The sequence below is a fragment of the Bremerella sp. P1 genome, assembly GCF_028748185.1.
In the GTDB taxonomy this organism is placed as follows: Bacteria; Planctomycetota; Planctomycetia; order Pirellulales; family Pirellulaceae; genus Bremerella.
Genome location: NZ_CP118164.1, coordinates 2,832,146 through 2,851,301 on the forward strand (window position 1 = coordinate 2,832,146; position 19,156 = coordinate 2,851,301).

Here is a 19,156-nt window from a genome sequence, read left to right on the forward strand (position 1 = left end):
ACAACAGTCTATCGTGCCTTGTCGTATTCCGGGTTCACGGCTTCCTTGTTCCACCGTTGCAGTACGCCTTTGAGCGATTCGACCGATTCGTCGTACTGGCCTTGGTCGCCGGTTTGCTCGATCCACTGGGAAAGGATGCCGCGGTACTTCTCGAGTTGTTTTCGGTACGCGGGATCGCCTGCCAGGTTGTGGATCTCGTGGGGGTCGTTGTCCAGATCGTACAGTTCCTCCGGCACGCGGGTTTCGGACATGATGAAGCTTTCGACCTCGTTCATCTTGCCGGCCTTGTAGTGGGCTTTGAGGTCTTTCATGAACGCCTGACCGTCGCGGTATTGGGGCTGCATGAACGGGCGATCGGTTTTGAAGTTGCGAATGTATTTGAAGCGCTCGCCGGTAATCGCGCGGACGCGTTCGATCGTGTAGTCGCAGCGGTCGCGGGCACTGATGACCCAGTCGCGATGAAAGTCGTCGGCGAAGAAGTTCTTCGCTTCCATGTGCTTAGGCTGTTCGAGGCCGGCCAGGGCGAGCGTGGCGGCGCTGATGTCGATGCCGCTGACCAGGTCGTCGCGCCTCTTGCCGACCGGGATGCCTGGGCCGGCGACGACCAGCGGCACGCGAATGCCCCCTTCGTAGAGCCACTGCTTATGACGCGGCAGGATCATGCCGTGATCGGTGAAAAAGAAGACGATCGTGTTCTTGTCGAAGCCGTTCTCTTTGAGCGTGCTGACGATCTGCCCGACTTCTTCGTCGGTTTGGCGAATGGTGTCGTAGTGATGGGCGATCTTCTCGCGGACGCTGGGCAGATCGGCGTAGTACGGCATCACTTTGACGTCTGCCGGGTTGATCTTGCCTTGGGGGTAGCCGTCGAATTTGCCGTTGTTCTTGCCCCCTTTGAGCTGCAGCTGAAGGAAGACAGGCTTGTCGTCCGGACACGCTTTCAAGAGCTGTGGTAGCAAGTTGTTGCTGGGTGCCCAGGGCAGCACGTTGACGTCGTACAACAAGTCACTGTCCGACTCGGCCGGGATCGCGCTGGTCCCATTGCGCCGCTTCAATTCTTTTTCGTTTTGCGAAGCCCACAGGAAGTTGAAGTCGCTTTTGGGGCCATAGTTAATCACGTGATAGCCGCCGGCGCGTAGCGTTTGATAAACGGTCTTTACGTTGTCCGGCAGGCGAATCTCTTCACCAGGAAATCGCTGACGCGAGCTGCGATGGTTGTGCACGCCCAGGCTCGTCTGCATCGCGCCCAGGGCCATCGCCGAGCGGGTCGCCGAGCAAACGCCGGCAGGCATGTAGGCGCGGTTGAACTGCACACCGGCGCTGGCGAGCGCGTCGATGTTGGGCGTGGGGACGGTGTCGTCACCGTAGCAGCCCATCCAATCGTTCATGTCCTCGGCGAAGATCCACACAATGTTCGGGCGATCGGCCGCGAAAGAGGGGACAGCCAACAGACCCAAGAGAATGGCCAGGGCCAGCGGGTAAACCGAGAGGATGTTTCTTCGCATAGTTAAGCTCTAATGGGATGCGGGGCGGCAGCTTTATTGTTCGTGTATTCGTCCCATCTTAAAGTACAATAACTCGACCTGCATCCTTGCCCCCGTCTTTTCTTCAGGAGCCACACCCATGGATCGTCGCCAGTTTTTGACCACGGCTGCCGCCGTGACTGCGATTTCTTCGCTGCCTCAATCGACCTGGGCGCAGGACCTTTTGGATATCAAGCCCAAGCGGGTTGGTTTGATCGGCTGTGGCTGGTATGGCAAGTGCGACTTGATGCGTCTTATTCAGGTGGCTCCGGTCGAAGTTGTTTCGATTTGTGATGTCGATTCGCAGATGCTCTCAGGGGCGGCCGAGCTCGTCGCTTCGCGACAGAAGTCAGGCAAGCAGCCTCGGCAGTATGGCGACTATCGCAAGATGCTGGCCGAGAAAGACCTCGATATTTGCCTGGTCGGCACGCCAGACCATTGGCACGCACTGGCAATGATCGAGGCCTGTCAGGCGGGGGCGGACGTTTACTGCCAGAAGCCGATCAGCCGCGATATTGTCGAAGGCCAGGCCATGCTGGCCGCGGCTCGCAAGTACGAACGCGTGGTGCAGGTTGGCACGCAGCGGCGAAGCACAGCGCACTTGATTGAAGCCAAGGAGAAGGTGATCAACGAAGGTTTGCTCGGCACGATCGGCCACGCCGAGATTTGCTGCTACTACGGCATGGGGCGTAACCGGACCGCCGAGAACTGCCCGCCGCCTGAGACCTTGGATTTCGAGATGTGGACCGGCCCGGCCCCGAAGCTGCCGTTCAACCCGGTGATGCATCCGCGCAGCTGGCGAATGTTCCAGGAGTTCGGCAACGGGATCATGGGCGACATGTGCATTCACATGCTCGACACGGTCCGCTGGATGCTGAATCTGGGCTGGCCCAACAGCGTGATCAGCCGCGGTGGAACGTACGTCTACACCGACGCCACTGGCAATGTGCCGGATACCCAGGTCGCGACGTTTGACTTCGATCAGCTCGATGTCGTGTGGACGCACCGCACCTATGGCGATGCCCCCGACCGCGATTACCCGTGGGCCATCTTCCTGTACGGCGACAAAGGGACGCTGAAAGCAAGCGTGAACAAGTACGAGTTCTTCCCCAAAGGCAAGAAGGAGCCGACCCTCAGCGGTGCTCCGAAGACGGAATGGGATAAGTACCCGGAAGACGAGCACGAGAAGGACCTCGAGCAGCACGTCGCCGCCGCCAACCGCGCCCACCAGCGCGACTTCCTGAAAGCGATCGAAGAACGAGGACGCCCGGTGGCCGACATTGAACAAGGCCATATCTCGACCGCCAGCTGCATTCTGGCCAACATGTCCCTGCAGCTACGCCGTAGCTTGGCGTGGGATATCGAAGCCGGCAAGGTCAAGGGAGATGACGAAGCGAATCAGCTGCTGGCTCGCGAGTACCGAGGTGACTGGGTGCACCCGACGGTTGAGAATGTGTAGGCATCAGGTGATGCGATTCTCGAAGCGATCGACAAAAAAAGGCCTCGAAACAAGCTCGAGGCCTTTCGTCGTTTTCTAACCAGTGGATTGGCGAGTCGCTTACTCCGACGCGAGCGCAATGTCATGCGTGTTGCTGCCGGCTTCGACTTGAATCACTTCGATTTCTTCCCAGTAGGTCTTGGGAAGATTGGCCATCGGATTCTTCGGTGGTGGTCCGATGGGTTGGCCATTAGGACCGATCTCGGGCATTGGTGCTTCAACCGAGCCGGGGATCAGCTTAACCGAGTGCTCGCCAGGCTGGATGCCGGTTTTGTTGAACGAGAACTGCGCCTCGTAATGTCCGTCGGCATCGGTCTGAGCATAGGAAGGAGAGCCTCCAGCCGCGGTGGGCGAAAACTGGATGGCGACTCCGGCCGGTGCCGGTTTGCCGTCGATGGTGACCGTTCCGGTCAACGACGGCAAACCGCTGCCACCGCAACCGGCCGCCGCAGCCAGTAAGGCCACGGCAAGGAGTTTCGATAAGCCAAGGGCGCGTAATATCTGCATGTGCATGTGATGACCTCCCTGCGATTAGTACTCACCCAGAGGCTGACCGTCGTCACGCAAACCAAGCTTCTGGTAGACGCCGATGGTCGACTTGTCGAGCGAGCCGTACGAACTGTACCAGGCAGCCGGGTTGCCGTCGTTCAAGAGCCCTTCACGCGAATCGATCGTTTCGCTGATGAAGTGCACGCTACCGTCGGCGAACAGGAAGTTGGCCCCGCCTGGGTGCAGGCTCGAGAACGCCAGGTAGAAACGTCCGACCAGCGGCTGATTCAACTTCTGACCAAACGTACGGCCGATGGCTTTCGGCGAAGACCACGACGATTCGGAGTTCACGTTACCGGTACCGACCCAGTAAGCCGCATGGTGAATGGAGTCGCGCTCGCCCACGGCAAACGTGTTGCTCGTTCCATCGGTGATGTCGGCCATGCGGATCCCCTTTTGCGGGTCCATCATACCGTGCTTGTTAGGAATGCTCGCCGTAGGAGACGCGCCCCAGTTGGTCGTGTAGTGACCCAGTACGCCGGCGTAATTGCTTTTAGCAGGCTTGGTCGAGTCAGGCCCGCCGGTGTGGCAGAAGTCGACCGAGGTGTTGATCACGTCGCCGGGATCGCTCGGGCAGATGTAGGCATCCAGCGGCGTCCGAATCAGGGCGACACCAGCGGCCGGCCAGCTGGACGAATTGTTGCCGGGCAGGAGATTGTCGAACTCTTGGCTGGTCACGCCCAGTTGATCGTGCAAGGCCGATTGTTCGAGGAACGGTAAGATCCGAGCACCCCAGCCCCAGGCTTTTCTCCAGGAAGCGGCATTCGCCTGGTCGTTAAAACCGTAGCCGGCCGGGAATTGGCCATAGGTGTCGTGAAAGTTGTGCAGGCCCAGACCGATCTGCTTGAGATTGTTGTTGCATTGCATCCGCCGGGCAGCTTCACGTGCCTGCTGGACGGCAGGCAGTAACAGGGCAATCAGAACGCCAATGATGGCGATGACAACCAACAGCTCGACGAGCGTAAAGGCTCGCTTTTTCATAGACAGGTCCTCTGGAAGGATACGCGGGATATTTAGATAAGAACATAAACAGGCAGAACGCCTAGTATCCCGTGATATCTTCCGTCCCGGATTGTGTCAATGCAATAAAACAGAGAAAAGGAAATAAATGCCCATAACGGATCTGAAAAGCCCGTTATGGCCCTAGATTACCTGTTGTGAATCGGAAAGACGAAGTTTGCAGGGCAAAAAGATGTGGGGAGACGCACCCCTACGAGTAGAGGTTATTCGGCCGCTGAATCTAGCGGTCTATGAGAATGGTTGCGTTTTGCCAGGCTCCTGGGCTGCTGTGCGGTAGAAATGAAAAAGGCCGGAAACCCATGATGGGTATCCGGCCTTGAGTGATCCGCGGTTCGACAGGAGCGTCGATCCGACTTGCTAGGAAGCATTACTTGCCGTTCTTCGAGATCTCGAGGTCGATGGTGTTGTGCCCACCACTGATGGTCACCTGACGGATCTCTTCGTAGTACTCGTTAGGAAAGGGTCGTTTCGGCATCTGCCCCGGTGCCGGCGGTGCGACGTTGGGCTGTACCAGCTTCACGACGCACGTTCCTAAACGAACCCCTTTGGTCGAAAGGGAGTATTCGGCTTCATATTGGCCCGACTCGTTCGTGACAGCCGTGCTGCCGCGAACGCCTTTGGTGACCGGGTCAAATTCAAGTTGCAGCCCTGCCGGAGCCGGCTGGCCGTCGATATAGACCGTGCCAGATACCGTTCCAATGCTGACTTCGCTGCTGCTGCCGCACCCGGTGGTGATCAGCAGCGTGAGCAAAAGTCCAAGGGGCGTCCATCTTGCTGCGCACATGGTTGATAAACTCTCATCGGTTGCGCCGCCGTGGCGACGACTAGAAATGTGGCTGACGTCAGAACTATGGCAGCGAGACCGTTTGGCCGTCGTCGCGAACGCCCAGCAGTTGGTAGACGCCCATGCCGCTGGCGTTGGCGTAAACCTGGTCGCGGACGCCGTTGCCGCCGAACCAACCGTTTGGTACGCCGTTCTTATCGAATTCGATGTGCTCGGAAATGAACTGGACCGAACCGTCGCAGAAGGCAAAGTAAGCTCCTTCGGTGTGCTGACTGGTGAAGCCCCAGTGTGCGGTGGCATTCATCGGGAAGGAAACGCACTTCGAGAGAGTGTTCTGTCGTTCGAGATAGCTGTTGCCAGGTGTACCGGCCCAGAAAGCCCAGCCACGTGGACCAGGAACCCAACCACCAGCTCGGGCCGAAGCTTCACCGATGGCGAATGTGTTGGAAAGACCGTCGGTGATCGCCGAGAACTCCAGGCCTTCCTTGTTGATGGCACCCGTGTTGGCCGCGGCATCCGAGTCCCAACCGGCTTGACCGTATCCACGCGAAGCCGCGTAGCTGATCACGCCGTATTCGACGCCGTCGTGTTCGTAGGTTTCCGGAGCGGTGGTCGATGGGCAACGCAGACCCGAGATAACCGTACCTAGCGCGTCGGTTGCGGCCGTGCCGGCGCTTCCGTCAACCGCTTGCGGGAAGGTATTCGAGTTGACACCAACCGTTTCGCTCAGGTTGTCCTGCTCCATGAACGGCAGAATCTGAGCAGCCCAACCCCAGAAAGTGTTATCCCGGCGGTACGAAGGCATTTCAAGGAACGTGTCGTGGTAGTTGTGAATCGCCAAGATGCTCTGCTTCAGGTTGTTGCGGCACTGCACCTTGCGGGCGGCTTCGCGGGCCTGTTGAACAGCCGGCAATAGAAGGGCGATCAAGACGCCGATGATGGCGATGACCACGAGTAGTTCTACAAGGGTAAAGGCTTGCTTCTTCATTAGATGATCTAATCCTGGAAAAATAACGCGAGATATCAAATGGGGCAAAGCATAAAAGTGAGGTACTATCCCGTGATATCGGATGGGCCGCCAGGTGTCAACGTAAAATCTGCTAAAAACCGAGAAGTTACATCTACAGGGTTGTATAGCCCTAGGTGACCAGAGGGGCTTGTGGAGGTTATTCCGAGGAGCATTTCCCCCGAGGTACTGGGGATAGTGGACAAGCGGTAACCATCTTGTCCGGTTTTAGAGGTAAGCGATGGCTTAGGCAGGTCTGCCCTTGACGGTGACTTTTCGAGGCAACAAGGGTGATTGAAGAACCGTTCGTCAACGTCTACTGGAGATGAACGCGATCTGCGCTGGTGTGCGGTGACTTAAGAATATCCCAGCTTTGCTTGAAGACTACCGCAAATGTCATCGAAGCGTTGCTTGAATTCATCGGGCCATTCGTCATACGACTTGTACTTTGGCGTCTCCAGCTTTTGCTTCTGCTTCGTGTTGACGGGCTGAATCTTCTTCGTATCGAAATCGATCGAAGTAAACTCTTCCAGTTCGGCAAGATTGCCGACTACCAAATCATCGAAGCTGAGTTCCATCGAAGGCAAGTCACGCAGGTCATCGATGATCCTCTGGTTGATGTTCGTCCAATACCAGCACGCCTTTTCAAAGGTCGTCAGTTCGGGCGAACCGGAGAGGAATGAACAATACCTCAACCGTTTTGAATTCCAGAAATCCTCAAACGACTTCTTGTTCATCGAAGACGTAAGCGTGTCTTTCGCGCTGCGGTGCAGGTGGATGAACTTAGAATTGGGAAACACTTCATTCAACAGAGGCGCAAGCGCGAAGAAGCGGTTGTTGGCCTCGAATTGAACGTCATGCCGAGTAAGGTAAAGCAATCCTTTGATGTACGAGCGGTTCTTAGAGCGAATCGCGTAGTCAACGCCGACATGATCCAGGCTAGGGTGCTTTTCGTGGTAACAGCCGGGCACATTATTGGACTTGAATAGCTCGGTTATGTAGCCGCTTCCACAACTGCCAGTGCATAGACAAAAGATCTTGTTCTCGCGGTTCTCGGCGCCAAAATCGAGGTATCGTGACTTCGTAACCGCCCAGAGCGTATCGCCTAGATAGCTGTTATCGATGAAGAAATTCAGGTGACCTCGCAGGCCCATTTATCTGCTCCGTAGGTCCACTCAAGAACAAGTTTGGCAGCCGGTTGTTCATGTCTAATCAGACGATTGACAGTCGAATTCTCGATTTAAGCCTACGTGCTTCATAGGGACAACCGAAAGGTCTGAGCCTCATGCAAAATTCGATGATTCTTCACATGAAGCCAATGTGGACTGGCAACGAGCGGCCGTAAGAGATACGGCCGCAGGTCTTAGAGCATTGGCGATTCTGGGATCGATGCGCTTTCGGCGACGCTAATCTTCGTCGTCGGCCTCGTCATCGTCGAACAGTTCGCCTTGGCCATCTTTCGGCTTTGTAGTTGCGGGGGCGTCCGCTTCGGCCGGCCGGTTCAGCATGTCGGCCAGCATCTCGTCGTCATCTTTGTCGACGATGAGCACGCCGCCACCGTAGTCGGCTTGGGTCGGATCGACTGCCTTGCCGCTTTCGTCGAGAACCATGTCGGCCTCGGCCGTCTTCTTCTTGGCGACTTCCAGCAGCTTTTCGTAGATGTCTTCTTTGTCGGTTCCGTTGATGTCGCTGACGGCTTGGGCCACTTCGCCCAGGTACCGACGGAAGATGCTACGACGGTCGGCCTGTTGCTTCACCTTCATCCGGCGACGAAGGAACATCCCCAGCTTACGTCCGACGGTCTGCAGCGCCAGTCGCATTTCCTTCTGGATTTCGTCGTAGCTGGCGACGGCTTCCTTGGCCTGGTTGGTAAACGGAACCCAGACGCTGGCAATGTGCACCATGATGGTGACCGGACCGCTGGGCAAGTTGCCGCGCGACTGCGACAGGCCATACGAACGCCAGTTGGTTTGCGCGATGGTCTTGGTGATCGCACAGTCGCCGTGCTGGAATTGCAGCGGCACGCGGTTGGCGTACCGGTAGACCTGCATCGACTGCCCTTCGTTGACGTTGACGTTCTGCATCGCTTCGAAGAGGTGGTCGATCTCTTTCGGCTTCAGCTTGTTGGGGCTCTTGCGCGTGCCGACCTTCGACTGCTTGATGATCTTGTCGGCCGCATCGGGACCGAGGCCATTGAACGTGAGGATCAGGAACTGGCGGACCGTTCGCGCGTCGGTTTCGTACAGCAGTTCTTTGAGCAGATCCTTGGTGATCTTCTGCGTTTCGACGTTGCCGCCGTAAGCCAACGCGACTTCAATCTGGAAGGGATTACCACGGTAAACGGCTGGGGGACGCGTGGCCGCGGCGTAGAACTCGGCCGGCACGACACTATGCAGCCCTTTAAGCAGTTGCTCTTCACCGATCGGCACGATGCAGTCAGTCGTGGGATTCGAGATCTTGGTGTCTTGAATCGCCGCGTACAGGTGCTCGGCGTGATCGCGATCGATACGCTTGACCCGCATGCGCGTGCTGAGCTTGGCCTTGTCGCAGATCTGCTTGGCAATGCCCGAACTGACGCGGGAAAACGAGGTCGTCAGAAAACCGGACAGGCTCGACTCGGTCGATTCCTTGCACATCGAAACGAGTCGGCCGAGCTCGACCCCGTAAGGATGCGGTTTGATTTCGGTCGCTTCAGGCGGCAAGATGTCGGTCGATCGGCGGTAGGTCTTTTGGTGGCCGCTGGGGTCGATGTAGTGCAGCGTGACGTGCGGGTTGGCGATCGCCGTTTGTTCGAGGTATTCGTCGACGCTGCCTTTGCCGCGCTGGTACTTGGCTTCCAGGTCGAGCGTGACGCGGGTGCCGGAAACCAACGGCTTGGGCTTGGCATCCGGCTTTTCGGGATCGTGATGGGTGACCCATTCGATGCCGTGGTCGGCGATGTACTGCTCTCCCTTTTCGCCGGGCGGGATGTCTTCGCCGTCCCCCTTGCCGTTGAGGATCTCGGGCTTGTTGACCTTGGTATCGATTCGCAGTTCGTAGTAGTGGGCAGGCTTCCTGGCACCTGTCTTGCTGACGATCTTGATCGGTTTGCCAGTGGTCAAAATGGCATACATACCGGCGGCACTAATACCGATACCCTGCTGGCCGCGGCTCATCCGCAGACGATGGAATTTCGAGCCATACAGCAGCTTGCCGAAGATCAGCGGGATTTGCTTTTTCAGAATGCCGGGCCCGTTGTCTTGGATGGCCGCTTTGTAGCGGCTTTCGCCTGTCTGTTCGACGTGCACCCAGATCTCGGGCAAGATGCCGGCTTCTTCACAGGCGTCCAGCGAGTTGTCGACGGCTTCCTTGATGGTCGTCAGCAGGGCCTTGCGCGGGTTGTCGAAACCCAGCATATGACGATTCTTGGCAAAGAACTCGCTCACCGAGATCTCGCGCTGCTTCTTGGCCATCGTTTCGGCCGTAGCGCGGCGGGGAGCAGACTTCTTACGCTTTGCGGTTCCGTTCGCAGTGGTGGTGGCGCCTTCCGACAACGTGGAAACTCCTGAAGCAACTGATGGGGTTTCGATCTAACCTGATCCGCTCGCCCCTCAGAAGAGAGGGTTCGGGGTAAGGGGCGAACCGGGTATCTGTTTTCCAACCCTCACCCTATCCCTCTCGCATGGAAAGAGCGAGGGGACGCGATGCGAATTGAATCGCCGATTGTAGTAAAGTTTGTCGATTACGGGGATAGCGGCAGGATCTGGAGATTGGGGATGACTGTCACACTCGGAAGAATAGGGGTTTTTGGCATGATGGCTTCATAAAGTCTCAGACTACCCATCCGAATAGCCGATTTAATCAACGACGGAAGGTCTGGACTTATCTGACCCGCGCAGATTGCCGAAGTACCCAGAGGCGGCGGTTTGGACCGGTTTCCCGACAAATTCACACAACGCGAAGCTAAGAAACCCATCCACGGCCAAAAGCGTGGTTGCCCAATTGCCGCATTTGGCAGGAGCTATCAATCGGATGAAACGCATTGCAACAACTTGTTTGTTCGCCCTGGTCCTGACTGCAGGCTGGATGGCGGTTGGCTCGACGGCTCAGGCTAACGAGTATGCCAGCCCACCGGTTTACCCCGACATCATGAACCAGTACTACGTCGCCGATCCGTACTACGGATATCCAGCTGCGATGTATACCGCTCCGATCACGACGCCTCCTTACGTTCCGCAAACGTACATCACGTATCCAGCACTGGATCCGCACGAGTTTCTGTATAAGCACCACCGCAACTACTACCACTACTACAACGGTGGTCAGGGTTTCAACCGTACCAAGGTTCACTGGTACGGTGGTCGAACTTGGCTGAATCCTTACAACCCGTTCTTTTAATCAGAAACTGCTCGAGCCGGACCACGTCCCTCGCTTCACGTAGGAAATAATGACGATGACCCAGACACGACTGATTCTCGCTCTCCTCGTCGGCCTGACCATTGGCGGCAGCGTGCAAACGGCTGAAGCTGGTTGGCTGTGGGGACGTGGCTACAGCAACAATGCAAACGCTCAGCATGCCTCGAACTTGCCTTGGCACGGCGGCTATGCCTACGCGAACTACGAAACGCCCGTTGCCATGGTCGTTCCGCCCAACGCGAACATGCAGACGAACTACTCGTGGGGCGTGCCTTCGAGCCGCATGACGCCTGTCTATCACCAGTTCGGTCGCGCTTACGCTGGCGGCATCACCGGTCACCCAAGTACCTTGGGTACGACCCCTTACTGGCCCAACGACACGCAGCAGTTCGGCGTTTACAACGTTCGTGGTCCTTGGACTTGGAACGCTGCTGACCTGGGTTACGGCTGGCACATGGGTTTCCACCATCGCCCACACTGGAACAACAAGATCGGTAGCTGCCCTAACGGCAACTGCTATGGCAACGGCTACTACGGCGGCGGTGCGTACGACGTCGAAGGTGGCAATGTCATCACCGAAGAAGGCTACGTGCCTGGCAGCTACAGCGAACAGCCGATCACTCCGGCTGAAGCTCCGACGCCTGCTCCCGTGCCAGCCGCTCCGCCAGAAGCTTAGTCCTGACTGGCCTCAAAGCGTGAATCAACGAAAGCTGAGCTCTCCAAACGAGGGCTCAGCTTTTTTTATGTTCTTGCCGTTTTAGGTAAGCTGATCGCTTACGCGACAAGTGAAAGCTTCGGCGATGTGGAATCGTAAGGCCAGCGAAAAAGAACGCGAGATCGACCGCCAGGTGCATGGTTTGGTCAAGCCAGCAACACGCTTTCGTGCAACGAAGCTGAAGCCTGGAGAAACACTCTCTATTACAGCGACCAAGTTTGGCGGTGCTCCTTACGCAGAAGCTGGCGAGTCCTGGCCCATGTTGGGAGATCATCCGTTTGATTTCGTCGCACAGTTCAACCTGACCGAGATCGAAGAACCGCCGACCGATGCGTACGATTTGTTTACGGTTTTTATTTGCTGGGAGGGTCTGGTCGAAGATCCGGAGAACTGCTGCCTGGTCAGGACCTACGAAAAACCGTCGGTAGAGAAAGCGGTGGAAATGCCGCGTCCCGAGGCCCACGGCCAACAGGACTACCAGACTCAAGCGTGCGGTGTCGAGCGATGGCGAGCCGACAGTTACCCTTCACCTCTAGGAGGATGGGAACAGTTGCCGGTGTTTGAAAGCTGGCCAAAGCCACCCAAGGTTTGCGTACGTAGTTTTCGCGACGAGCTGATTCAGTTGGGTAGCAGCATCAAGTATCACTGGACCATCGGCGAGGCAGGCCAGGCTTACTCGAAAAGTCTGCGTCGCTTGGGTTACCATTGGAAGGACGGAGAGGTCACTCAAGTTGGCGGCTATCCCTTCTACGTCCATGATGCCACGCTCGAAGACGACGATTACTTTCTGCTGGCACAAATTGCCCACGAACCCAACGCCAATTTCTGCATCGGGGATGCGGCCAATTACTTGATTGCCGCTTGTAAGTCCGATCCTACCCAGTTCTGGTTCGACGCTTTTCAAACCCACTAGAGCCTCGTACGGACGATGCACGACTATCGGTTTCCCAGTCCGAGTCGATAGCAAACCCCCTCACCTTCTTTGAGTGTTCTTTGCTGAACCTGCCAAGTAGGAAGGTCTTCTCAGGCAATGTCTGTCTTGAGCACGAACGAAAACAAAAAGGCCACGTCCGATTGCTCGTCCGTGGCCGTCCTCGTTGCGGTCCTCGCTTCCATTAAGCAAAAACAATTTGTCGAATAGACGCGGTTGAGGGGGCAGGTCACTTCATAAGTGCGTCTAACTCGCCGATGAGACGATCGAGCATCGCATCTTGGGAACCTTGTCCATCTTTCATGGACTCAAGTTGTTCCCGCAGCATATCGCGGGCATCTAGGGGCTGACGGCTTCCAGTACTGGTCGCAGTGCCCATGTTGCTGCTGGCGGTAGAACCTGGGGGCAATAGCTTACGATAGATGGCAGACGCTTTGCGGGATTGCCGCGCCAAATCTCGCAGGTTCTTGGCAACAAAAACCTCTTCGGTCCCGTCGGGATGTTCGATTGTGAGCGAAATGGTGTCGGGTTTTTCAACAATCGTGATGTTGTCGCCATTGAGAGTCGCCTCCGTCGTACGCGTCCACAACTCATTGCCATTTGCATTGAGCGAACTCATCGATTGCTTCATTCTCGACGAGTCTTCAAGTTCCATTTCGGGCCGAGTCTTGGGTTTTTGGGCGTCTTGCGGAGAATCTGTGTTGATCGATATTGAAGTTCTACCGCTCGACTGCGACTTTGCACGAGTCATAGCGCCGCCGAAGCCAAAGCCCCCTGCGTTCCCGTCCGAGTTTCTTCCCCTGCCTGATCCGGTACCCCTGCCTGCTCCGGCACCCAGGGCGTCGGCAGATCCTGACCCTCGAGAAGTACCGCTCGCAGTTACCGAAATGTTCAGCCCGTCGGCATCCTTGTTCACCGTGAGTTCCTTGCGCTCATCCTTTTCCGCTTGTTCGGCAAGCGCAAATGGCAGGAGACCTAAAACGCCCATTGCCGTTACGGCCCAAGCGATCAACTTCGAGGGTTTGTAGTGTGCCTGATACATGGAGGAGATCCTTTGCTTGAGACTAGAAGTCGAGCCTATCATTGCCACGGCACTAATCGGAGTTGCCGTAGCGTGTTCCGCAAGTTGTACGAGAAGACGCGCGAATTCGGCGCGATTTCCGCCGGTGTTCGCAATCGCGATACTATCGCAGGCCATTTCCTGAGACAGGAGATAGCGCCGCATAGCAATCCAAACTAAAGGATGGAAGAAAAGTACTGCCCGAGACCAAACGAAAAAGCGATTCCATGCTAAATCGCCGCGGGCCAAGTGCGCCAGCTCGTGGGCCAAAGATAATCGCAGCTCTGACATCGAACACGATTCAAGCCACTGCTTCGGGAGAAGTATGATCGATTGTTTTTTTCTACTGAGCAAACAGGGACTATTCGTTCCTGGTACCAATCGAACCTCTGGAACAACCTTTAGGCCTAACTTGCGACTCATGGCTCGTACATTCTGAACGAGCAGGCTAGTTGCCAGGGTGGAAGTCGACTTCTGTAGTTTCTTTCGGACCTGCCGGCCGCTCTCCCAAATGGATATCGCGCACGCGATGAAGCCTATGAGCCAAATCGCAAACAGGAGAAGCGCTAACGGCGGTATGGATGATTGCCAAGAATCCGTAGCAATGGCTGAAAGTGGGACATCGACAGAATTGCTTGTTGCCGTACTTACGGTCGGCTCGGCAGATGCTGGGAGTAGTGGAAGTGGAATGGAGAGAGGTATTATTGCAATGGCGATTTTGAGAAACGCTAATCGCCAAAGCCAATTTCGCCAGCTTGGTGGCATGGACTTCCATTGGTAATCGATCAGCAAGGCAATGAGGATGACAATCGTGCCTTGCCAGGTTACTCGCCAAATAATATCGAACCAGGCCGAAAGGAATTGAGCCAGGAAATCAATCATTTCTTCCTCCCCTTATCCTTTTTGGCCTGCTTCGCCTCGAGATCTTCGACCAACGATTTCAATTGAGCCAACTCTTCTGGATCAACTTCCTTCTGGTCCTGCAAATAGGCGACAACGGGAGAAACCGATCCGCCGAGCATCTTTTGAACAAAATCACCCACAAGTCGAGGTAATAGCTCAGATACCGAGACACGTGGAGAGTAGTGGTTGACGCCTTTGATAGAACGTCGCGTCACGCATCCCTTGGCCCGCAACCGTTCGAGGGTTGTCAGGATGGTTGTCCGTGCCTGACCTGTTTTGTCGGCCAGATGTTCCACTAACGTTCGAACGGAAACAGGCTGTAGTTCTTCTACCGCTTGAAGCAGTTCGAGTTCAACTTTGCCGAGAGGTTTGCGCTGCGACATTGCTTTCGCCTTTTGTGACTACTGTTGTAGTCGGATCATAGAGGATGACTACAGCAGTAGTCAATCGATTTGTATGAGAAAACGCGAAATTTTCGAGAGGAAGATTTGGTGTGAGAACGTCTCTGTAGAAAGCTCAGGCCTCGCCTTCTTGCCCCATTTCTCGAGCGCTCCGATGGCTCGAACGCGTGAACCAGCCCCTTGGCGAGAAAGAACTCGACAGGCTCCGTGAATGCGTCAGCCTCGGTTGCCCAGCGGTCAGGCCCAAACGACACGCTCCGCCCCAGAGGACGTCCTTGAAAAGACCGAAACATCAAGAGATCCCCGTCCCCTTGAATCGCCCATGAATTCATCGCGCCAGCGAAGCATTGCTATCGGTTTCCCGCATCCGGATCCGAAAATTCTGCTAGCCACTTGCCTGGATATCTCACAACGCGAATGATGTTGTCGACTCGATAACCAACCACCTCGCCTCCTCCCGGTGTTTCTTTCCGAGTCTGCCGAATATGCCGGTTTCTCCGGGCAAAAACGGCCCCTTTCGAAATTTCGCGCTGCCGGTCCGCACTTTGGCACGGCAAGTGAATTTATGTCTCTCAACAACCATTCACCCCTCAGGAAAACCTTTCACACAAAGAACCAAGCCATGCTCGAATTCCAAACCATGTTGATCTTCTTCGGTGCTTCGATCGCGATCGTGCTGGGCGTGCACGTCTCTCGTCCACTCAAGGCGACGAACCCGTTTGGTAGCTAGTTCGAGCAGCCGCGAGCGGCTGGTCGAGACAAATGCTTCCAGCCAGTTCATTTCCCAAGAGTCCTTTACCCCCGCTTCCCAAGGACGACTCAGTTGTTGCCTCCACGCGACCCATCGGACCGTGCCTACCGGTCCTATTCTTCCGAGACAAAGTGTCTGCCGATAGCAAACGGCCTGCTACGCATGCTGGGGCTACCGGTGACATCAGATAGTGTCTTCTCGCGGTTTCTAAAACGCCGCCAGCCGTGCCCGGCTTATGTGCCGGTACGAAGACGCCGGGCGAGAAAGCGCTTGGGCTAGATTCCCACCGGCTGTAACAGCGATCGACAAAACTTCGGTGTGCCACTGGTCTCTGGCCAGTGCTTTAGTAATAGGGTTTCGCTTGCCTGCGGCTTACCCTGTTCGCACTGGCCAGAGGTGAGTGGCACACCACGAGGGGTTTGACACGCTGATTCTCATCGGACTGTGTCGGCACGTGGAGAGTACGGCTCGAATAGCATCGTTTGAGTGCCCAGACCCATTCGTCATTGCTTGGGAAAAGGTAGGCAACGTGGAACGGACCAACGGGGAAGCGTTGGCCTTAATCGACGAGTTGGCCGAGACGCAAGCGTCGTAGGAAGCCATCGTGCAGCGGAACTTGGATTCAGTGGTCCGGTGGCAATATGCCGACGGTACGCCTGACCCCCTTGGGCCGCGGGGAGAGATGGAGTTGTTCGACAAAAGAAGAAAGGGAAGGAGAAGCGAGTCCCCTCCCCTTCAGAGAGTTCACTACTTATTACCGCGTGATACCAGCATGAAGACTTGGATCCCGAAGACCGCCAAGCCAATCGGTGCGCAGATGAGGCCAGTGGTACGCATGTTGGGATCGGCGACGATTAAGTAACCACCCAGTGCAGCACAGGCTAGTCCAAGAAACGCCCACCAGACGCGATACATTACTTTCATGTTGCGATAGTCCTCTTAAGTTGGCAGAAGAAGCGAGGCAGAACAGCCTGCGGTAGGAGGAACGGCCGCTCTGGGCAGTGCTTTGGAAACGAAAGTCCCCTCGGGGGGTGTTTAATCTACACTGGAGAGGTGTCGATTGCACGCGCTAAGATGTTGAAAAGAGCGAGAAAGCCTTAATCAATTCCGCGGCAGCCGTTGCATCAGTTCCACAAAGCGGGCCTTCATCTCGGGGCCGCCCATGTCAGGGTAGAGCGTTTGTAGATAGCGTACGACCTGCTTGGCTTCTTCCGGTTTGCCAAGCTGGATGTGGCAGCGGGCGATTTCGAGTTTGGCTTCGTACCAGGTTGGCGACTGCGTGCGGCTCTTGCGGCTGATCTGTCGCCAGCGGTCGAGGGCCTGCTCTTGTTGCTCACGCGTTGTGCCGCGAGAAAGCATCCGGGCCAGGCCTGCCTGCACTTCGGAATCATTCGGAAGCTGCTGGGCGAGGGCTGTGTACAGCTCGATCGCCTGGTCGAGCTTACCGCTGGCGGCCAGGGCTTCTGCTTCGCGCGTGGTGATGACCATCCGCGTTGCTTCGTCGAGCTGCATCATGTTCGGTCGCAGCATGGCGATCACCTTTAGTTCGATCTGGGCGATCTGCGGTCGGATGGCAGGCGAGGCCGAATTGCCCATCTGTCCGAGCGATTGCAGGACTTCGAATAGCTGGTGAGGGCTGTCGTTCTGAACTTGCTGCAGCTTTGCTTGGGCCTGATCGAGCTTGCCCAGGCCTGCCAGGGCGATCACTTGCAGCGATTCCAAGCGGCTTCGCCAACCATCAGGCCCGTTGGGGTTCGAGCGCAGGGCGACCTCGATCACAGCCCGTGCGTTGTCGTAGCCATTGTCCGTGTAGTTGAGCCATAGCTGGGCGGCTGTTTCCGAGGACAGACGCATGGTGGCCGTCCACGCGCCGCCGCCTGACTGACCGTTGAGGACGACCTGCTCGAAGTAGTCGATCACCTTGCGGACGTCTTGCGGTACGAGTTCCTGCTTCGCTTCAGCCGTTTGAAACCACTTGAGCGATGCCTGGCGAACGCCTTCGACAGCCAGCGGGAAGTGGGTCGACTTCGCTGGGATAAGCAGGTAGGCCTCGGTGGCGGCTCGCCAATTGCCCTGCGAGAACTCGATTTGAGCGAGCCACATCGCGGCCTGGGCGGCTGGCTCTCCTTCGTTCCAGCGGCTCAGGTTTTCGCGCAGCAGTTGGATGTACGGTTCCAACTGCGGCGGATCCGACTGCCGGGCAATTTGCGATTGATAGTAGGCTGCCGTCAGGTGCCTCAAGGACGCATCTTGCTCGGCGGGAAACTCGAGCGACGCTTCTCGCAGGCGTTTCACCCCTTCGGCCAAATTGCCAGCTTCGACCGCTACCGCGGCGGCCGCGAGGCGAAGTTGATATTCTTCCGACGGCTGATTGGAAGCCTTGGCCGCTTGAGCGCCCAGGTCGTAGTTCTTGATCGCTTCGTCCCAGTCCTTTTGCCGGACGTAGTTTTCCGCGGTGCGGCGAAGCAGGTCGACGTTCTGCGTTCCGCCCGTCGCTGCGCTGCCGGTTAATTGTTGTTCCGCACGACGAGCCCAGTACGAGCCATAAAGCTGTTCCAGTTCACCAACGACCGCCGCGCTGCGTCCTTGCCATAGCTGAATGTCCTTGGTGTTCTGCTTCTCTTCGGCCTGTTTCCAGAGCGCGAGGTAGGTCTCGAAGATGGCGTAGTCGAGCTGAGCCGATGCCATGCCATCGATCGCGCGCGACTTGTTGATTAGCTGGGTCGCCAGCGGCAGGTCGTTTTGGGCCAGCGCCACGCGAATGTCTTCCGCCCAGGCAGCACTCAGGACAGAAACCGGCGGAGGCGGATTCATTTCCAGCAGCATCGCAATCGTGCTTCGAGCTTGGTCCAACCGACCGAGATAACGCAGCGCACGGATGGCCAACAGTTGAGCTGGCCACTTGACCTGGGTATCTGGCCGGAGCTTGGTCAGTGGTTCGACCCGCTGGATGGCCTGGATCATGGCGTTGGTGCGATCCAACGAATCGGCCGGGTAGCTGAGCCCCTGCTCTTCCGCCGCTTCGCCCGATTGCAGCATGACCTTCCGCGACAGGGCCAACAGTTGATCCGACGTGAGTGGCAATTGGCTACCTGGCGAATGCGACTGACGCAGCAGCGCGTCGACTTTCTCTTGCAAGTTCTCGTACTGCTGAAGCACTTGGGCGGCAAGCTGTTGAGCTTGGGTCAGCTTGGTGTCGTCGCCAAAGACCTGCCCTTCTTGCCGCAATAGTCGCAGTTGCGCCAGCTGACTATGAGCCGTTTGGACTTCGATCAAGATCGAAGCGGATGGATCGGGGAACTGTTTTTGGAATTGAGGGAGGACCGCCGCCGCCGAATTCCAATAACGATCTCGCTCGCTCGGTCGAGCATTCATCGCGTGCTGTGAATACGCTCGGACCAGTTCCGCGGCCATCTCGGCGCGATGTGCTTCCGAGATCCCTTCGGCCATGACCTGCTGGGCGGCGTAACGCTCGGCCAGCCCGAATAGCTGGCGGTCGAGGAGCCCCTCGATCATCTTGCGATCGTCGTCCAGCGCAGACTGCGCCCAAGTCGCGCTAGTCAGCGTGAGCAGCAAGATCGTGATGAGGGGAATGTTCTTCATGGAATACGTAGTGGGTCGAC

General features: G+C 56.7%; 15 protein-coding genes and 1 pseudogene. 4 read left to right on the top strand and 12 right to left on the bottom strand.

Annotated features, from left to right (window positions below; all coding sequences use genetic code 11):
• Positions 1 to 8: 8 nt before the first annotated feature.
• Positions 9 to 1,502 carry a sulfatase family protein gene (locus tag PSR63_RS11780; protein WP_274333532.1) on the bottom strand — a complete coding sequence of 498 codons (1,494 nt, stop codon included), beginning with the start codon at positions 1,500 to 1,502 and terminating at the stop codon, positions 9 to 11.
• A 118-nt stretch (positions 1,503 to 1,620) separates the two neighbouring features.
• Here PSR63_RS11780 and PSR63_RS11785 point away from each other — a divergent pair, with 118 nt between their 5' ends.
• Entirely contained in the window at positions 1,621 to 2,979 is a 1,359-nt protein-coding gene (locus PSR63_RS11785; protein WP_274333534.1) for a Gfo/Idh/MocA family protein, read from the top strand.
• Positions 2,980 to 3,078: 99 nt separating this feature from the next.
• On the opposite strand, the gene PSR63_RS11790 is transcribed toward PSR63_RS11785, so the two are convergent.
• The 6 genes from PSR63_RS11790 to PSR63_RS11815 form a co-directional block, all read right to left on the bottom strand.
• Positions 3,079 to 3,525 carry an Ig-like domain-containing protein gene (locus PSR63_RS11790; protein ID WP_274333536.1) on the bottom strand — a complete coding sequence of 149 codons (447 nt, stop codon included), beginning with the start codon at positions 3,523 to 3,525 and terminating at the stop codon, positions 3,079 to 3,081.
• A 24-nt stretch (positions 3,526 to 3,549) separates the two neighbouring features.
• Positions 3,550 to 4,548, bottom strand: a complete 999-nt coding sequence (locus PSR63_RS11795; RefSeq protein ID WP_274333538.1) for a DUF1559 domain-containing protein — start codon at positions 4,546 to 4,548, stop codon at positions 3,550 to 3,552.
• Positions 4,549 to 4,954: 406 nt separating this feature from the next.
• The gene (locus PSR63_RS11800; RefSeq protein WP_274333540.1) at positions 4,955 to 5,371 is read right to left on the bottom strand and encodes a hypothetical protein; all 417 of its coding nucleotides are present in this window, start codon (positions 5,369 to 5,371) and stop codon (positions 4,955 to 4,957) included.
• A 64-nt stretch (positions 5,372 to 5,435) separates the two neighbouring features.
• The gene (locus PSR63_RS11805; RefSeq protein ID WP_274333542.1) at positions 5,436 to 6,359 is read right to left on the bottom strand and encodes a DUF1559 family PulG-like putative transporter; all 924 of its coding nucleotides are present in this window, start codon (positions 6,357 to 6,359) and stop codon (positions 5,436 to 5,438) included.
• A 374-nt stretch (positions 6,360 to 6,733) separates the two neighbouring features.
• Positions 6,734 to 7,531, bottom strand: coding sequence for a hypothetical protein (locus PSR63_RS11810; RefSeq protein ID WP_274333544.1), 798 nt, complete (start codon positions 7,529 to 7,531; stop codon positions 6,734 to 6,736).
• 252 nt (positions 7,532 to 7,783) lie between these two features.
• Positions 7,784 to 9,910, bottom strand: a complete 2,127-nt coding sequence (locus PSR63_RS11815) for a DNA topoisomerase VI subunit B (protein WP_274333546.1) — start codon at positions 9,908 to 9,910, stop codon at positions 7,784 to 7,786.
• Positions 9,911 to 10,388: 478 nt separating this feature from the next.
• Between PSR63_RS11815 and PSR63_RS11820 the strand changes: the two genes are divergently transcribed.
• The 3 genes from PSR63_RS11820 (at position 10,389) to PSR63_RS11830 (ending at position 12,400) form a co-directional block, all read left to right on the top strand.
• Positions 10,389 to 10,754 carry a hypothetical protein gene (locus tag PSR63_RS11820; protein ID WP_274333548.1) on the top strand — a complete coding sequence of 122 codons (366 nt, stop codon included), beginning with the start codon at positions 10,389 to 10,391 and terminating at the stop codon, positions 10,752 to 10,754.
• A gap of 55 nt (positions 10,755 to 10,809) precedes the next feature.
• Positions 10,810 to 11,448 carry a hypothetical protein gene (locus tag PSR63_RS11825; protein ID WP_274333550.1) on the top strand — a complete coding sequence of 213 codons (639 nt, stop codon included), beginning with the start codon at positions 10,810 to 10,812 and terminating at the stop codon, positions 11,446 to 11,448.
• A gap of 124 nt (positions 11,449 to 11,572) precedes the next feature.
• On the top strand, positions 11,573 to 12,400 hold the full coding sequence (locus tag PSR63_RS11830; protein ID WP_274333552.1) for a DUF1963 domain-containing protein: 828 nt from the start codon (positions 11,573 to 11,575) through the stop codon (positions 12,398 to 12,400).
• Between the two features lie 247 nt (positions 12,401 to 12,647).
• On the opposite strand, the gene PSR63_RS11835 is transcribed toward PSR63_RS11830, so the two are convergent.
• From PSR63_RS11835 to PSR63_RS11855, 5 genes and pseudogenes are all read right to left on the bottom strand, one after another.
• A complete protein-coding gene (locus PSR63_RS11835) occupies positions 12,648 to 13,460 on the bottom strand; it encodes a hypothetical protein (protein ID WP_274333554.1) in 813 nt (270 codons plus the stop codon).
• Between the two features lie 63 nt (positions 13,461 to 13,523).
• Positions 13,524 to 14,360, bottom strand: a pseudogene (locus PSR63_RS28195) (M56 family metallopeptidase); the annotation flags it as partial.
• Positions 14,357 to 14,764 carry a BlaI/MecI/CopY family transcriptional regulator gene (locus PSR63_RS11845; protein ID WP_274333558.1) on the bottom strand — a complete coding sequence of 136 codons (408 nt, stop codon included), beginning with the start codon at positions 14,762 to 14,764 and terminating at the stop codon, positions 14,357 to 14,359. The pseudogene PSR63_RS28195 and the gene PSR63_RS11845, both read right to left, overlap by 4 nt.
• A gap of 1,516 nt (positions 14,765 to 16,280) precedes the next feature.
• Positions 16,281 to 16,457 carry a hypothetical protein gene (locus tag PSR63_RS11850; RefSeq protein ID WP_274333560.1) on the bottom strand — a complete coding sequence of 59 codons (177 nt, stop codon included), beginning with the start codon at positions 16,455 to 16,457 and terminating at the stop codon, positions 16,281 to 16,283.
• Between the two features lie 177 nt (positions 16,458 to 16,634).
• Positions 16,635 to 19,136: a tetratricopeptide repeat protein gene (locus PSR63_RS11855; protein ID WP_274333562.1), complete on the bottom strand. Its 2,502-nt coding sequence runs from the start codon at positions 19,134 to 19,136 to the stop codon at positions 16,635 to 16,637.
• Positions 19,137 to 19,156: the final 20 nt, after the last annotated feature.

Excerpts from the sequence above, each read along its gene's own strand:
- PSR63_RS11800 (WP_274333540.1), bottom strand. The coding sequence starts at position 5,371 with ATGTGCGCAGCAAGATGGACGCCCCTTGGACTTTTGCTCACGCTGCTG.
- PSR63_RS11850 (WP_274333560.1), bottom strand. The coding sequence starts at position 16,457 with ATGAAAGTAATGTATCGCGTCTGGTGGGCGTTTCTTGGACTAGCCTGT.
- PSR63_RS11855 (WP_274333562.1), bottom strand. The coding sequence starts at position 19,136 with ATGAAGAACATTCCCCTCATCACGATCTTGCTGCTCACGCTGACTAGC.
- PSR63_RS11785 (WP_274333534.1), top strand. The coding sequence starts at position 1,621 with ATGGATCGTCGCCAGTTTTTGACCACGGCTGCCGCCGTGACTGCGATT.
- PSR63_RS11825 (WP_274333550.1), top strand. The coding sequence starts at position 10,810 with ATGACCCAGACACGACTGATTCTCGCTCTCCTCGTCGGCCTGACCATT.
- PSR63_RS11835 (WP_274333554.1), bottom strand. The coding sequence starts at position 13,460 with ATGTATCAGGCACACTACAAACCCTCGAAGTTGATCGCTTGGGCCGTA.
- PSR63_RS11845 (WP_274333558.1), bottom strand. The coding sequence starts at position 14,764 with ATGTCGCAGCGCAAACCTCTCGGCAAAGTTGAACTCGAACTGCTTCAA.
- PSR63_RS11810 (WP_274333544.1), bottom strand. The coding sequence starts at position 7,531 with ATGGGCCTGCGAGGTCACCTGAATTTCTTCATCGATAACAGCTATCTA.
- PSR63_RS11795 (WP_274333538.1), bottom strand. The coding sequence starts at position 4,548 with ATGAAAAAGCGAGCCTTTACGCTCGTCGAGCTGTTGGTTGTCATCGCC.
- PSR63_RS11790 (WP_274333536.1), bottom strand. The coding sequence starts at position 3,525 with ATGCAGATATTACGCGCCCTTGGCTTATCGAAACTCCTTGCCGTGGCC.
- PSR63_RS11820 (WP_274333548.1), top strand. The coding sequence starts at position 10,389 with ATGAAACGCATTGCAACAACTTGTTTGTTCGCCCTGGTCCTGACTGCA.
- PSR63_RS11805 (WP_274333542.1), bottom strand. The coding sequence starts at position 6,359 with ATGAAGAAGCAAGCCTTTACCCTTGTAGAACTACTCGTGGTCATCGCC.
- PSR63_RS11830 (WP_274333552.1), top strand. The coding sequence starts at position 11,573 with ATGTGGAATCGTAAGGCCAGCGAAAAAGAACGCGAGATCGACCGCCAG.
- PSR63_RS11780 (WP_274333532.1), bottom strand. The coding sequence starts at position 1,502 with ATGCGAAGAAACATCCTCTCGGTTTACCCGCTGGCCCTGGCCATTCTC.